At 66.9% G+C, this 15,131-nt stretch carries 12 protein-coding genes; 9 read left to right on the top strand and 3 right to left on the bottom strand.

Annotated features, from left to right (window positions below):
- Positions 1 to 8: 8 nt before the first annotated feature.
- From KVT32_RS15570 to KVT32_RS15535, 8 genes are all read left to right on the top strand, one after another.
- Positions 9 to 2,138 carry an ATP-dependent helicase gene (locus tag KVT32_RS15570; protein ID WP_081100893.1) on the top strand — a complete coding sequence of 710 codons (2,130 nt, stop codon included), beginning with the start codon at positions 9 to 11 and terminating at the stop codon, positions 2,136 to 2,138.
- 84 nt (positions 2,139 to 2,222) lie between these two features.
- Positions 2,223 to 3,233, top strand: a complete 1,011-nt coding sequence (locus tag KVT32_RS15565) for a magnesium and cobalt transport protein CorA (protein WP_152384954.1) — start codon at positions 2,223 to 2,225, stop codon at positions 3,231 to 3,233.
- Positions 3,230 to 3,907 carry a thermonuclease family protein gene (locus KVT32_RS15560; RefSeq protein ID WP_217618476.1) on the top strand — a complete coding sequence of 226 codons (678 nt, stop codon included), beginning with the start codon at positions 3,230 to 3,232 and terminating at the stop codon, positions 3,905 to 3,907. The genes KVT32_RS15565 and KVT32_RS15560 overlap by 4 nt, the downstream gene beginning before the upstream one ends.
- Before the next feature lie 101 nt (positions 3,908 to 4,008).
- A complete protein-coding gene (locus KVT32_RS15555; RefSeq protein ID WP_217618475.1) occupies positions 4,009 to 6,246 on the top strand; it encodes an ABC transporter substrate-binding protein in 2,238 nt (745 codons plus the stop codon).
- Entirely contained in the window at positions 6,243 to 7,220 is a 978-nt protein-coding gene (locus KVT32_RS15550) for an ABC transporter permease (protein WP_056323758.1), read from the top strand. The genes KVT32_RS15555 and KVT32_RS15550 overlap by 4 nt, the downstream gene beginning before the upstream one ends.
- 5 nt (positions 7,221 to 7,225) lie before the next feature.
- Positions 7,226 to 8,737, top strand: coding sequence for an ABC transporter permease (locus tag KVT32_RS15545; RefSeq protein WP_175155887.1), 1,512 nt, complete (start codon positions 7,226 to 7,228; stop codon positions 8,735 to 8,737).
- A complete protein-coding gene (locus KVT32_RS15540; protein WP_152384951.1) occupies positions 8,734 to 10,425 on the top strand; it encodes an ABC transporter ATP-binding protein in 1,692 nt (563 codons plus the stop codon). The genes KVT32_RS15545 and KVT32_RS15540 overlap by 4 nt, the downstream gene beginning before the upstream one ends.
- 95 nt (positions 10,426 to 10,520) lie before the next feature.
- The gene (locus KVT32_RS15535) at positions 10,521 to 10,979 is read left to right on the top strand and encodes a DUF1178 family protein (protein WP_152384950.1); all 459 of its coding nucleotides are present in this window, start codon (positions 10,521 to 10,523) and stop codon (positions 10,977 to 10,979) included.
- A gap of 48 nt (positions 10,980 to 11,027) precedes the next feature.
- On the opposite strand, the gene efp is transcribed toward KVT32_RS15535, so the two are convergent.
- The 3 genes from efp to KVT32_RS15520 form a co-directional block, all read right to left on the bottom strand.
- Positions 11,028 to 11,588, bottom strand: coding sequence for an elongation factor P (gene efp / locus KVT32_RS15530; RefSeq protein ID WP_006225610.1), 561 nt, complete (start codon positions 11,586 to 11,588; stop codon positions 11,028 to 11,030).
- 128 nt (positions 11,589 to 11,716) lie between these two features.
- Positions 11,717 to 12,829, bottom strand: coding sequence for an elongation factor P maturation arginine rhamnosyltransferase EarP (gene earP, locus KVT32_RS15525; protein WP_217618474.1), 1,113 nt, complete (start codon positions 12,827 to 12,829; stop codon positions 11,717 to 11,719).
- A gap of 7 nt (positions 12,830 to 12,836) precedes the next feature.
- The gene (locus KVT32_RS15520) at positions 12,837 to 14,039 is read right to left on the bottom strand and encodes a DUF2863 family protein (RefSeq protein WP_152384947.1); all 1,203 of its coding nucleotides are present in this window, start codon (positions 14,037 to 14,039) and stop codon (positions 12,837 to 12,839) included.
- Positions 14,040 to 14,272: 233 nt separating this feature from the next.
- On the opposite strand from KVT32_RS15520, the gene KVT32_RS15515 reads away from it, so the two are divergent.
- Positions 14,273 to 15,046, top strand: a complete 774-nt coding sequence (locus KVT32_RS15515; protein WP_175155884.1) for a class III extradiol ring-cleavage dioxygenase — start codon at positions 14,273 to 14,275, stop codon at positions 15,044 to 15,046.
- Positions 15,047 to 15,131 lie beyond the last annotated feature (85 nt).

Below are 15,131 nucleotides of genomic sequence, written 5' to 3'. Positions count from 1 at the left end.
TCCGCTACATGCCAGACCAAGATCCTCTTTCCCATACTCCCGACAACGACAACGCCGCCGCGCGAGCGGCCGAGCGGCCCGATCCGTTGGCCGACCTGAATCCCGCCCAGCGCGAAGCGGCCGAATTCGGCGTGGCCGGCGCGCCCGGCAACGATGGCCCGCTGCTGGTCATCGCGGGGGCGGGGTCGGGCAAGACCAACACGCTTGCGCATCGCGTGGCCCACCTGATCCTGAACGGGGCGGACCCGCAGCGCATGCTGCTGCTGACGTTCTCGCGCCGCGCGGCGCTGGAAATGGAGCGGCGCGTGGGATCGGTGCTGCAGCGCGTGATGAACTTGCGCTCGTCGCAGCAGGCGCCGTCGCTGCCGTGGGCGGGCACCTTCCATGCGATCGGCGCGCGGCTCTTGCGCGACTGCGCCCAGCGCATCGGTCTGTCCGAGGCCTTCACCATCCACGACCGCGGCGATGCCGAGGACCTGATGGGCATGGTGCGCCATGAACTTGGCCTGTCCTCCACCAAATCGCGCTTTCCGCTCAAAGGGACATGCCTGGCGATCTATTCGCGCGTGGTCAACAGCCAGACGCCCGTGGGCGACGTGCTCAAGACCTCGTTTCCGTGGTGCGCCCAATGGGAGGACGAGCTCAAGAACCTGTTCCGCGCGTACGTCGCGGCCAAGCAGGATCAGCAGGTGCTGGACTACGACGATCTGCTGCTGTACTGGTCCGAAATGATGTCGGACGAGGAAATCGCGGCCGACGTGGGTGCGCGATTCGACCACGTGCTGGTTGACGAATACCAGGACACGAACCGGCTGCAATCGGCCATTCTTTTGGCCATGAAGCCGGACGGCCGGGGCTTGACGGTGGTGGGCGACGACGCACAGTCCATCTATTCGTTCCGCGCGGCCACGGTGCGCAATATCCTGGACTTTCCGAATCTCTTTCCCGCGCCGGCGCGCGTCATCACGCTGGACCGCAACTACCGGTCCTCGCAACCCATCCTGAACGCCTCGAACGCGGTGATCGCGCAGGCCACCGAACGCTATGCCAAGGACCTGTGGACCGATCGCAAGTCCTCGCAGATGCCCGAACTGGTGACGGTGAGCGACGAGGCCGGCCAGGCGCGTTGGGTGGCTGACCAGGTGCTCGCGCAGCGCGAGGGCGGCGCGACGCTCAAGTCGCAGGCGGCGCTGTTTCGCACGGCCAGCCACAGCGCCGCGCTGGAACTGGAGCTGACCCGCCGCAACATCCCCTTCGTCAAATTTGGCGGGCTGCGCTTTCTGGAAGCGGCGCACGTGAAGGATCTACTGTCGATCCTGCGATGGGCCGAGAATCCGCGCGGACGCATGGCGGGTTTCCGGGTTGCGCAGCTGATGCCGGGCATCGGGCCGGCGACGGCGGGCAAGCTGATGGACGCCATGTCCGCCTCGGCCGAGCCGCTGCGCACGCTGCGCGAATTCAAGCCGGGCGCGGCGGCCCAGGAAGAGTGGGGCGCTTTTGCCGACACGTACGCCGCGTTATGCGACCCCACCCTGAAGTGGCCCGCCGACGTGGACTTGGCGCTGCGCTGGTACAACGGCCAGCTCGAGCGCCTGTACGACGATGCGCGCGTGCGCAAGACCGATCTGGACCAGCTGGTGCGCATCGCGTCGGGCTACCCGTCGCGCGAGCGCTTCCTGACCGAGCTGACGCTGGACCCGCCCGACGCCACCAGTGACGAATCTGGCGCGCCGCTGCGCGACGAGGACTACATGATCCTGTCCACCATCCATTCGGCCAAGGGCCAGGAATGGAAGGCGGTGTATGTGCTGAACGTCGTGGATGGCTGCATTCCATCGGACATGAGCACGGGCACCGCCGAAGAGATCGAGGAAGAGCGCCGGCTGCTTTACGTGGCCATGACGCGGGCCAAGGAACGGCTTCAGCTCGTCGTGCCGCAGCGCTTTTACGTGCACCAGCAGACGGGCATGGGCGACCGGCACGTTTATGGCTCGCGCACGCGGTTCATCACCAACGCGATGCTGCCGCTCTTTGACCACCTGCCCAAGCTGCCCGACCTGCCGCCCGGACGGGCCGAGCCGCGCGAGCCGCAGGCCCCGCGCATCGACGTGGCCAAGCGGGTGCGCAGCCTTTTCTGAGCCAGCGGCCCGTCAGCGGGCTGGGCTATCATCGGCCGATAACCACACGCTGCGCGGCAGGGATCGATTTGTCCGAGGAAGTCTATGTCTACTGAAGCACAAGCCGCCGACGCGCCCAAGGGCGAGGTCGTGGCATCGATCGCCTACGTGAACGGACGGCGGGACCGCGAGGTCCCCCTTGCAGAAGCCGGCCAGTACGTCGCCCAGCGCCAGGGTCAGAGCATGTTGTGGATCGGCCTGCGCAACCCCAGCCCCGAAACGCTTGCCAAGGTGGCGCGCGAACTGGGCGCCTGCGACAAGAACCAGGAAGAGATGCTGGAAACCCACCGGCGTCCCAAGATCATCGACTACGGCAACATGATCCTGATCGTCGCCATCACGGTCGAGGTCGAGGCTGAACGTCCCATCTTCGGCGAGACGCAGTTCCTCATCGGCGACGGCTTTCTGGTCACGGTGCGGCGCGGCGCCACGGCGGGCCACAGCCCGCTGCGCGAGCGTCTGGAGGCCTCGCCCGACCTGCTCAAGCGCGGCAGCGATTATGTGGCGTCCGAACTGCTGGATTGGCTGGTGGACCGTTATGTCTCGGCGGCCGTCAAGATCGAGAGCGTCGTCGAAGGCGCGGAGCAAAAGCTCCTGATCCGCGGCGCCAAAGACTCGGATATCCGCAGGCTGTACCGTCAACGCCGCGACCTGCTGCGCATCCATACGGTGGTCTCGCCGCTGGCCGAGATCTGCCGCCGGCTGGCGCGGGTCGAAATGTCCGCCGTCGACGAGCATGCGCGGCCCTACTTCGGCGAAGTGGCCGACCGGGTGCTGCGGGTGGATGAACTATTCAATTCACTGCGCGAGTCGCTGGCGTTCGCCTTCGAAGCCAGCCTGATGATCGGGCAGGCGGCGCAGAACGACACCACGCGCAAACTGGCCTCCTGGGCCGCCATCCTGGCCGTGCCTACCGCCATCGCCGGCATCTATGGCATGAACTTCGAATTCATGCCCGAACTGAAGTCTCCGTGGGGGTATCCGATCACGCTGGGCGTCATCGCGTCCATTTGCTCGGTGCTGTACTGGCGGTTCCGCAAGTCCGGCTGGTTGTGATGCGCCCCAAATCTCCCTTTCGTGGCGGCAGCAAGCTGACCGCCCTTGTCGTTGCCCTGGTTCTGGCGGTGGCGGGTGCCATCGTGAACTGGCTTGAACCGCAGGATTCGGCGCCGCAGCGCCCGGGGCCGACGGCAAGCGGCAAGCCCTCGGCGCCGGCTGCAGGCAAACCGTCGGCCGTGGCGCCTGCGGGGAGTGTGCCGCAGGGCAGCTATGCGCTGACCGGCACGATCGTGAACGTGGCGGACGGCGATACCGTGACGTTGCGGGCGCCTGACGGCCAGCGGCGTATCCGGATGGACAGCATCGACGCGCCGGAGGAGGGCCACGGCACGGACCAGCCCGGCCAGCCCGACGCCGAGGCGTCGCGCAAGCACCTGGCAGATCTGGTGGCCGGCAAGACGCTCACGGCGCAGTGCTACGAGCAGGACCAGTATGGCCGCGATGTCTGCGCGCTGATCCTGGCCGACGGCCGCTCGGCCAACCGCGTGCAGGTCGAAGCCGGCTACGCCTGGGCCTACACGGCCCGCAAGGGCGATTACCTGCGCGACAAGGCCATGCCGGACCTGCAGCGCCAGGCCAAGGCGGCTGGCCGCGGGCTGTGGGCGCGTCCGGACCCCGTGCAGCCCTGGAAGTGGCGCTACGACTGCTGGCGCCAGCGCCAGTGCGGCTGAAGGCCGCCACCCCCGCATTTCGTCCCTAGGGGGATGCCGGGGTACTTCCCGGGCCCCCCATTTGCTATCCTCTGTCGCTACAAAACGACGGGAAGGTTTCCATGGGTGTACTGAAGCGGCTCTGGGCGTCGGCCATGCTGCTGTCGCTGGCGTTGGCGGGCTGCTCGCAGGAAAGCCCCATCAACAGCCCCTATCCATCCGGCGCCGAAAGCCAGAACACGCTGTATTCCGCTTTCGTCAAACGCTCGCCCAAATACCTGGACCCGGCCAGCTCCTATTCCGGCGACGAGACGCCCTACACCTACAACATCTATGAGCCGCTTTACGGGTATCACTACCTGAAGCGGCCCTACGAGCTGGTGCCGCGCGCGGCGGCGTCGATCGATCCGCCGGTCTACCTGGACAAGGCGGGCAACCCGCTGCCCGAGGACGCGCCCGGCGAGCAGATCGCGCAAAGCGTCTACGACATCAAGATCCGTCCCGGCATACGCTTTGCGCCGCACCCGGCCTTTGCCCGCAAGCAGGATGGCAGCTACGCCTACTATCCGCTCGCCCCGGGCGAACTGGACGACAAGTTCTACATCCCCGATTTCCCCCTTACGGGCACCCGCGAGCTCACGGCCCACGACTACGCCTATGCCTTCCGGCGCCTGGCCAGCCCGCGGGTCGTGTCGCCCATCTATTCGCTCATGGCCGAGCACGTGCAGGGCCTGAAGGACTACGGCGACCGGCTGCGCCAGCGCGACCAGGATCTGCGGCGCGACGTGCCGGGCGGCAGCGGCACGCTGCCCTGGCTGGATCTGCGCGAGGACGACGGCTTCAAGGGCGTCGAGGCGCTGGATGACCACACGCTGCGCATTCGCGTCGATGGCAAGTATCCGCAGTTCAAATACTGGCTGGCCATGACCTTCACCGCGCCCATTCCCTGGGAGGCGGACCGCTTCTACAGTCAGCCCGGCATGGCCGCGCACGACCTGTCGCTGAACACCTGGCCGGTCGGCACCGGCCCCTACATGCTGGTCGAATCGCTGCAGAACCGCCGCCACGTGCTGGGCCGCAACCCCAATTACCACGGCGAGCCCTATCCCTGCGAAGGCGAGCCCGGCGACAAGGCCGCCGGCCTGCTGGCCGACTGCGGCAAGCCCACGCCCTTCATCGACCGCGCCGAGTTCAGCGTCGAAAAAGAAGCCATTCCGCTGACCGGCAAGTTCATGCAGGGCTATTACGACGTGCCGCAGATCGAGCGCGGCGAATACGGCGTGGCGATGCTGGTGGCGGCCGGCGACAGCCAGGACAAGGCGCGCAAATACCAGGAACACGGCATCAAGCTGCCCACCACGGTCGAGACCGCCAACTGGTACATGGGGTTTAACTGGCTGGATCCGGTGGTGGGCAAGGGCGACACGCCCGAACAACAGGAGCGCAACCGCAAGCTGCGCCAGGCGATCAGCATTGCCTTCGACTGGGAAGAATACGTGGCCGTGTTCGAGAACAGCCAGGCGTCCGTCGCATACGGCCCGGTGCCGCCCGGCGTGCTGGGCTATCGCGACCCGCCCGAAGGCATCAATCCGGTGGTGTATGACCTGGTCGATGGCAAGCCCGTGCGCAAGTCCATCGACGTGGCCAAGCGGCTGCTGGCCGAGGCGGGCTACCCCGATGGCCGCAACGCGCAGACGGGCGCGCCGCTGGTGCTGTATTTCGACTCGATGAGCGGCGGCGGGTCCAACCCGCAGTTCGACTGGATGCGGCGCCAATTGGCCAAGATCGGCGTGCAGCTCGACGTGCGCGCCACCGACTACAACCGCTTCCAGGACAAGATGCTGCGCGGCGCCGCGCAGATCTTCCTGTGGGGCTGGAACGCCGACTACCCCGACGCCGAAAACTTCCTCTTCCTGCTCTACGGCCCGAACGCCAAGGCCAAGGGCGGCGGCGAAAACGCGGCCAACTACGCCAGCCCCGAGTTCGACAAACTGTTCGAGCAGATGAAATTCCTGGACGACGGCCCCGAAAAGGCCGAACTGATCGCCCAGATGATCGCCGTCGTCCAGCGCGATGCGCCGTGGATGTTCGGCTACTTCCCGATGTCGGGCGGGGCCTACCAGCAGTGGGTCGGCAACGCCAAGCCCACGCAGATGGTGCGCAACACGCTGCAGTACATGAAGATCGATCCGGCCTTGCGCCAGCAGAAGATCGACGAATGGAATTCGCCCATCTGGTGGCCCATCGGCGTTTTCATTCTGCTGCTGGCGCTGGCGATCTGGCCTTCGTACGTGGCGCTCAAGCGGCGTGAACGCCAGACGGCATTCGTGCCGCCCGAACGCAAGGAGCATCAATCATGATCGGCTATGTGATCCGCCGGCTGCTGTATGGCGTGCTGATTCTGATCGGCGTCAATCTCTTCACCTTCATCCTGTTCTTCGCCGTGAACACGCCGGACGACATGGCGCGGCTGGCCATCGGCGGACAGCGTGTCAGCCAGGACGCCGTCGAAAAATGGAAGGCCGAGCGCGGCTACGACAAGCCGCTCTTCTTCAATGCCCAGGCCCAGGGCACGGCACAGTTGACGGACACGGTGTTCTACCGGCGCTCGGTGCCGCTGCTGGTCATGGACTTTGGCGCCTCCGACGGCGGCCGCGACATCGGCCGCGAGATCAAGACGCGCATGGGGCCCAGCCTGGCGCTGGCGGTGCCCACGTTCTTTCTGGGCCTGTTCGCCAGCATCGTGTTTTCGCTCACGCTGGTGTACTTCCGGGCGACGCGGCTGGATTTCTGGGGCGTCGTGCTGTGCGTGATGCTGCTGTCGATATCCAGCCTGTTCTACATCATTGCGGGCCAATGGCTGTTCGCCAAGCTCTTGCGGCTGGTGCCGTTCTCGGGCTATTCGGGCGGCCTGGACGTGATCAAGTTCCTGGCGCTGCCGGTGCTGGTGGCGATCGTCTCGCGGTTGGGGCCGGAGGCGCGCTTTTACCGCACGCTGTTTCTTGAAGAAATCGGCAAGGATTACGTGCGCACCGCGCGTTCCAAGGGGCTGGCCGAACGCGTGGTGCTGTTCCGCCATGTGCTGCGCAACGCGATGCTGCCCATCCTGACCAGCACCGTCGCCGCGCTGCCGCTGCTGTTCATGGGCAGCCTGATCGCCGAGTCGTTCTTCGGCATTCCCGGCCTGGGCAGCTACACCATCGACGCCATCAATGCGCAGGATTTCTCGATCGTGCGCGCCATGGTGTTCCTGGGCGCGGCCCTGTACATCGTGGGACTGATCCTGGCCGACATTTCCTACACGCTGGCCGATCCCCGCGTGCGTTTCGAGTAGCCGCCATGCCCAAGTTCGTCTTTCTCTGGACCGATATCGCGCTGTGGCTGATGGTGGCCGGCGCGCTGGCCTATGTGTGGCACGTGCGCCGCAGTCCCAACCTGCGCGCGACCTGGGCGCGCGTGGCGCGCGATACCCCCGCCATGTGCTCGGCCGTCATCCTGGTCGCGTTTTCGGTGATCGGCCTGCTGGATTCCGTGCACTACCGCCCGCTGCTGCCGCCCGCACCGGGCGCGGCGGCCGACGCCCCGCCAGTCTATGCGCCGGCGGTGCGGTCGGCGCTGGACGGCCTGTTGGCCGGCACCGTGCTGACCCGCCCCGAAAAAACCTATTCCGAGCCGCTGGCCGCGCATCAGTTCACCAAAGAGACCATGCTGATCGACGACAAGCCGGTGCGCGACTTTCCGCGGCTGCGCGGCGCCGCGCTGCACCTGACCGATCCGGAGAAGGAACGCGGGGGCGACATCGCCATGCGGCTGGGTTGGGGCCTGGCCGCCGGGCTGGCCGTGGCGCTGGCGGGCGCGGTCCTCTTGTTCGCGTGCCTGGCGCGCGCCACCGGGTCGGCGTCCCACGCCGCCGAGGAACTGCTGGCCGGCCGGGCCGACATCCCGTGGCGCGCCATGACGATCACCTTTGCGCTGTTGTGCCTGGCCGTGGGCGCGCTGGCCGGCCTGTCCAGCGGCTACCACGCGCTGGGCACCGACCGCATCGGCAACGACGTGCTGTGGCAGGCGCTGAAAAGCATCCGCACGGCGCTCGTCATCGGCAGCCTCACCACGCTGGCGATGCTGCCGCCCGCCATCGTCTTCGGCATCGCGGCCGGGTATTTCAAGGGCAAGGTCGACGACGCCATCCAATACCTCTACACCACCATCACGTCGATTCCCGGCGTGCTGCTGGTGGCCGCCTGCGCGCTGATGATGCAGGTCTACATAGACAACCATTCCGATCTCTTCGACACGTCCGCCGCGCGCGCCGACCTTCGGCTGTTCCTCTTGTGCATGATTCTTGGGCTGACGGGCTGGGCGGGGCTGTGCCGCCTGCTGCGCGCCGAGACCCTCAAGCTGCGCGAGCTGGAATACGTGCAGGCCGCGCGCGCGTTTGGGGTTTCGCACTGGCGCATCATGACGCGCCACCTGCTGCCCAACGTCGCGCATCTGGTGCTGATCACCGTGGTGCTGGAATTCTCGGGGCTCGTTCTGTATGAAGCCGTGCTGTCCTATCTGGGCATCGGCGTGGATCCCAGCATGAATTCCTTCGGCTCGATGATCGACGGCGCGCGGCTGGAAATGTCGCGCGATCCCATGATCTGGTGGAACCTGATGACCGCTTTCATCTTCATGCTGGCGCTGGTGCTGGCCGCCAACCTGTTTGCGGACGCGGTGCGCGATGCCTTCGATCCGCGCACGCGCCGCTACAAGCCCAGCCGCCTCGCGCGCCTGGGCTTTATGGGCCGCCGTCCGGAAGCCATGCTGGCGGCCGACGGCCGCGCCTCCAAGACCGGGGAGGCGCCATGAGCGAAGGCACCCCTTTGCTGACCGTGCAGGGCCTGGATGTCGACGTCGCGGGCGAAGCCGGCATCACCCACGCGGTCAAGCGCCTGGCGCTGGCCATCTCCCAACGCGAGACCTTCGCGCTGGTGGGCGAATCGGGCTGCGGCAAGAGCATGACCGCGCTGGCGCTTTTGCGGCTGCTGCCGGATGCCGGACGCATCGTGGGCGGGCAGATCGACCTGGACGGCGAAGACCTCAACCGCCTGCCCGAGAGCGCCATGCGCGGCGTGCGCGGCGGACGCATCGGCATCATCTTCCAGGAACCCGCCACCAGCCTGAATCCGGTCATGCGGGTGGGCGACCAGATCATCGAAACGCTGACCGCGCACACGCCCCTGCGCGGGGCGGCTGCGCGCGCGCGGGCCATCGACTGGCTGCGCCGGGTCGGCATCCCCGAGCCCGAGCGCCGCATCGACGACTATCCCTTCCAGTTTTCCGGCGGCCAGAAGCAGCGCGTCATGATCGCCATCGCACTGGCGGCCGAGCCGCTGCTGCTGATCGCGGACGAGCCCACCACTGCGCTGGACGTGACGGTGCAGGCGCAGGTGCTGGACCTGCTGGCCACCATCCAGCAGGAAATGGGCATGGCCGTGCTGCTGATCACGCATGACCTGGCCGTGGTCAAGAACGTGGCGCACCACGTCGCCTTGATGCGCGGCGGCGAGATCGTCGAGAGCGCCAGCGCCGAGGAATTCTTCCGCGCGCCGCGTCATCCCTACGCCAAACAGCTCTTCGAAGCCATCCCCACGTTCGACAAGCGCGGCGTGCCGCTGACCGAACACGGTCGCGCCGCGGCCGCGCAGGAGCGCGCGCGGGGCGAACCGGCCAAGGCCGGCGGCGTGGTGCTGGACGTGCAGGACCTGAAAGTTCATTACCCGGTGCGCAAGGGGCCGCTGCGCCGCATCGTGTCGTGGGTCAAGGCCGTGGACGGCGTGACCTTCACCTTGCGCGCGGGCGAAACCCTGGCCCTGCTGGGCGAGTCCGGCTGCGGCAAGACCACCACCGGCAAGGCGCTGCTGCGGCTGATCGACGGCGCGCGGGTGTCGGGCCGCGCCATGCTGCAAGGCCAGGACCTGCTGACCGCCGACCGGCGCCAGTTGCAGCGCCTGCGCCAGGACATCCAGATCGTGTTCCAGGACCCGTATGCGTCGCTGGACCCGCGCATGCGCATCGGCGAGATCCTGGACGAGGGGCTGGCGTCGCTCAAGCGCGGCATGAGCCGTCCGGACCGCGAGAAGCATGCCGCGCAGCTCATCGAGCGGGTCGGGTTGCCGGCCAACACGCTGACGCGTTATCCGCACGAGTTCTCGGGCGGGCAGCGCCAGCGCATCGCGATTGCCCGCGCGCTGGCCGTCGAACCCAAGGTGCTGATCTGCGACGAGCCCACATCGGCGCTGGACGTGTCGGTGCAGGCACAGATCCTGGACCTGCTGCGCGAACTGCAGGCCGAACTGGGCATCGCCTATCTGTTCATCACCCACAATTTCGGGGTGGTCGAATACCTGGCGGATCGCATCGCGGTCATGGACAAGGGCCGCATCGTCGAACTGGGACAGGCCGAGGCGGTGTTGCTGGCGCCGCGCCAGGAAGTCACCCGCCGCCTCTTGGCCGCGGTGCCGCGCCTGCACTTCGGGCCGCCCGAAGCGGCCTGATCCGGTTATCAAGGCGTCCCGACAGAAGTGGGGACGTCTTGCAGCGCTGGCCGATCAAATCTTGTATTCTGCGTGCGGAACTCCATATACCCGCCATGGCACTGAAAGTTTTTGACCTCGAGTGCGACCACAGCCACATTTTTGAAGGCTGGTTCGGTTCGCACGAAGACTACGATGCGCAGCAGGCGCGTGGCCTCGTCACGTGTCCGGTCTGCGGGTCGGCCACCATCACCAAGCGCCTGTCCGCGCCCCGCCTGAACGTCGCGCACCTGCATGCGCCTGCCGCTCAGCCCCTGGTGCCGCCCGGCGCGTCCGACGCCGAAAAGATGGCCGCCCTGCAGGCCGCCGTCATGCGTCAGGTCCGGGCGCTGGTGCGCAGCACTGAAAACGTCGGCCCGCGCTTTGCCGAAGAAGCGCGCCGCATCCACGAAGGCGATGCCGACGACCGCCCGATCCGCGGCACCGCCACCGTCGAAGAACGCGCAGCCCTCGCCGAAGACGGCATTGAAGTCATGGCCGTGCCCGACTTCCTGGACGACGAACGGCTGCAGTAATAAAAAAAGCCAGACCGCGAGGTCTGGCTTTTTTGACGCTGGGCCGGATCAGTTGTTGACGCGGCTGCGGTATTCGTTCGTGCGGGTGTCGATTTCGATCTTGTCGCCGATGGCGCAGAACAGCGGCACGTTCAGTTCGTAGCCGGTGTTGATCTTGGCCGGCTTGGTCACCTTGCCCGACGTATCGCCACGGACGGCGGGTTCGGTGTAGGTGATTTCGCGCACGAGCGTGGTGGGCAGTTCAACCGAGATGGCGCGGCCGTCGTAGAAGACCACTTCCACGGGCATCGCTTCTTCCAGGTAGTTCAGGGCGTCGCCCATGCTTTCGGCTTCGATTTCGTACTGGTTGTACTCTTCGTCCATGAAGACGTACATCGGGTCGCCGAAGTAGGAATACGTGCATTCCTTGCGATCCAGTTGAACGACTTCGAACTTTTCGTCGGCCTTGTAGACCGATTCGCTGGCCGAGGCGGTCAGCAGGTTCTTGAACTTCAGCTTGACGACGGCGGCGTTACGGCCCGACTTGTTGTATTCGGCCTTCTGGACCACGAGGGGATCCTTGCCGACCATGACCACGTTGCCGACTCGCAATTCCTGAGCGGTTTTCATCGATAAAACTCCGGGGGTGATGGGTGCACTCGCCGTGCTTGCATAAGCCGCATCAGGCTTTTGCACACCCCGGGAGGCGTCATAGTTGAGGCCCGACACATTCAGGGCGACTCAGAAAACTCTCTATTCTAGCGTTTCTTGGCCAACTCTGCGCAAAATGCGGCCAGATTTTCCGCCAGACCGGGTAGCGCGGACTGGCTGGCGTTCCAGGCGTGCGCCGCGTCCACCCATGCCGGCCAGGCGTCGGGCGCCAGCGCGGCCGTGATGGCCGGGGCCGTGCGGCCTGGTTCGGACTGGTTCCAGGCGCGGATCAGCGCGTGGGCGGATTCGGGGGCCGGATAGCGCGCCAGCCAGGCCTCGAGTTTTTCCAGATGGACGTTTTCGTCCTGCGGATAGATCTGCCAGACCAGCGGGCGCGCGGCCCAGGCGGCGCGTACGAAGGAATCTTCGCCGCGCACGAAATTGAGGTCGGCGCACCACAGCAGGCGGTCGTAATCGGGCTGGGCAAGAAAGGGCAGGCGGACGACGCGTGGCGATCCTGCAGTCTGGCAGGCGGCTTCCAGCGCCGGCGCGACGCCTTGCGGAACCAGCAGCAAGGTCGGACGCGCATCGGCCGCCAACGCCTGCGCCAGTTCACCCGCCGGCGCGGACGGGTAGCAGAACAGGGACACGGTACGGGCGCCATCGCGCCGCAGGGCCAGCGCATCGTCCGGCACCCCGGCCGATCGCAGGAAGGCCTCCTGCAAGCCGGCCGACCCTTGCAGCGCTTCGCGTTCCGCGGCCAGGGCCGGCTCGCGCAGCAGGCCGCCGGTGGCGGCAGTGAAGCCGGGGAAGAAAAAGTGCTTCACCAGACCGTCCGGCCGCTGCGACGGCAGGCCGTGGCAGCTTTCGACCCAGGCTTCGGCGCTCAGGTATTCCAGGTTGATCCAGACGGGATGGGTGCGGCGCATGGACGCGATGAATGCCTCGGGCGGGTCGCACGCGAACGCTTCGATCACGACGTCGCGCGCCTGCAGCGCGGCGTCGGGCGTTTCCCGCCAGTGCACGATGTCGACGCCTGCCAGTTGCTGGCGCGCGGCGCCCGGCACGATGCCGGGCTGGATGTGCGCGAAACTGGCCAGGTCATCGACCCACAGGCGGACATCCCAGTGGAAATCGCGCGCAAGCTGGCGCGCCAGGCGCCAGCACACGCCGATGTCGCCGTAGTTGTCGACGACCCGGCAGAAGATGTCCGCTTGCATGGCAGGCCTAGTGGAACTGGGCGGGCGCGGCCTCGGCGTCCTCGGGCAGCTCGGCGTGCACCAGTTCGCCCAGGGGATTGGGGAAGTAGGGCGCGCCGCAGTCCTCGCAGTATTCGGGCGGCAGCACGCCGGGGATGCGGCGCACGTCGGTCACGCCGTATTCCTTCAGCAGCGCCGCGATCTCGTCGACCACGTCGGGCTGGCCCTCGTCCATGACCAGGTCTTCCTCGCGGCCGTACAGCGGCCAGACGCAGCCGTAGTACACGTCGTTGCTGTTGCGCGCGGTAAAGCCGATGCGGTATTCGTCGATGCGGCCTTCGCCGCAGCCGGCCACGACGGCCCGCAATTGCGCGGCTTCGAGGTTGACGGCGCCTTCGAGCCAGCTGACCGCCGCGCGCAGCGACAGCGGACGAACCTGGCGATCAGCTTCGCGATTGCTGACGTAGTAGGCATCGGGCAGCAGGGCTTCAAAACCGCAGCCGGGCAGCAGCGCGGCCAGGGTGGGCTGCGCTTGCGCCGCCCATTGCGCCAGGCACGCATCGCGGCTGGCGTCGGCATCGCCCACGTGTTCCTGCCAGCGGAAGATCGGCTCGCCCTCGGGCACGGCCACCGTGCCGACGATGTAGCGCGTGTCGGCCAGCATGTTGGCCGTTTCGGTGTCGGTATTGAGCGCCGGCTTGGTGGTTTCGGCGCCCAGCGCTTGTGCGCCCAGGCGTTGCAGCCACTGCCAGGTCTCGGAGAACGTGCGCGGCATCTGGTCCACGCTGACCAGCATGGGCATCAGCGCGGTGCGCGCGTTGCTGGAAAGGACGTGCCCATGAAGCTGCGCCAGCAGGGCCTGCTGCGCGCTGGCGGAAATCGGGCCGGTCGGAATGGCATAGCGGGTCCAGGCGACGATGGGCGCGACGATCAGCAGCACGTCGTACCGAACGCCGTTTTTCTCGATCTTCATCGATTCGGACAGGGTTTCGGCCTGTTCGATCAGGACCTCGTAGGCGCCCACGTCGCTTTGGGCAAGGTGGTCCAGCGCCGCTTCAAGCGGCGCATCCTGACCGGCCTTGAGCAGCTTCGGGATCGCTTCGCCAAGCTGGGTCTCCCAAAAGACGTCTTCGACGCGGCTGCCCGAGCGATTCAGCGACTGGGCAAGCGCGACCAGCCGGGTGGCGTCACGGGTCATGCGGGGAGCGGATTGGCTGCGGGATCGGGCCATAACTTCGGGGGACGTCCATTCAGTGTGTAACGACGTAGTTTAACGCCCGCCACTCGCGGCGGGGGCGCGAGGTTCGCCCTGCGCCGACCGCCGCCGCCGGGGCGGCCGGCAGTATCTGCAAGATGACGGATTGATGCTGATCGGGCAACAGACAATCCCCACGAAGGGGGTTTATTGCGCATTTGAATCGGCTGACAATGTGAGCATCGTTAATTGCTTCTGGAGGCATCGCCATGCGTTGGCCTACGCTTTTCGTTTCCCACGGTTCTCCCATGCTGGCCGTCGAGCCCGGCCGGACCGGCCCCGCGCTGGCCGATTGGAGCGCCGCGCAGGGCCGCAAGCCGCGCGGCATTCTGGTGGTTTCGCCGCACTGGATGGGCGAAGGCCTGGCGCTGTCGACCCGTGACCAGCAGGTTGCCTGGCACGATTTTGGCGGATTCCCGGCCGAGCTCTATGCGCTGCAATACGCCGCGCCCGGATCGCCCGAACTGGCCGCGCGCGTGCAGGCGCTGCTGGCGGAATCGGGCATCGCCGCCGACCGCGATCCGCGCCGTCCGCTGGACCACGGCGCCTGGGTTCCGCTGCGCTATCTGTATCCGGACGTGGACGTCCCCGTCGTGCAACTGTCGCTGGACATGGGCCGCGACGCGGCCGGCCAGATGGAACTGGGCCGCGCGCTGACGCGCCTGCGCGACGAAGACATCCTGATCATTGGCTCGGGGTCGCTGACGCACAACCTGCGCCACGTCCGCATGCCGCAGAACGCGCCCGCGGCGGACTACGTGCCGGGATTTCAAGCGTGGTACGCCGACAAGCTGGCGCACCACGACGTGCCCGCGCTGCTGGACTGGCAGGCGCAGGCGCCCGGCGCGATGCAGGCGCACCCGCACGACGACCACCTGATGCCGCTGTACGTGGCGCTGGGCGCGGGCGGAGAAACGGCAAGGCGCCTGAACGACGAGGTGTCGTACGGGGCGCTGGCGATGGACGCCTATCAGTTCGATTAAAGATGACCAGATACCGTCTTGACCGTCAAGCGCTCAGGCGTAGTCGGGCCGATACGGTGTCCGAGTTTTAAGCACGCCGAAGCAC

This window comes from Achromobacter sp. GbtcB20 (assembly GCF_019091095.1).
Classification (GTDB): Bacteria; Pseudomonadota; Gammaproteobacteria; order Burkholderiales; family Burkholderiaceae_B; genus Achromobacter; species Achromobacter mucicolens.
Note: the sequence above shows the minus strand (reverse complement) of the source record. Positions and strands in the feature narration are given on the sequence as shown.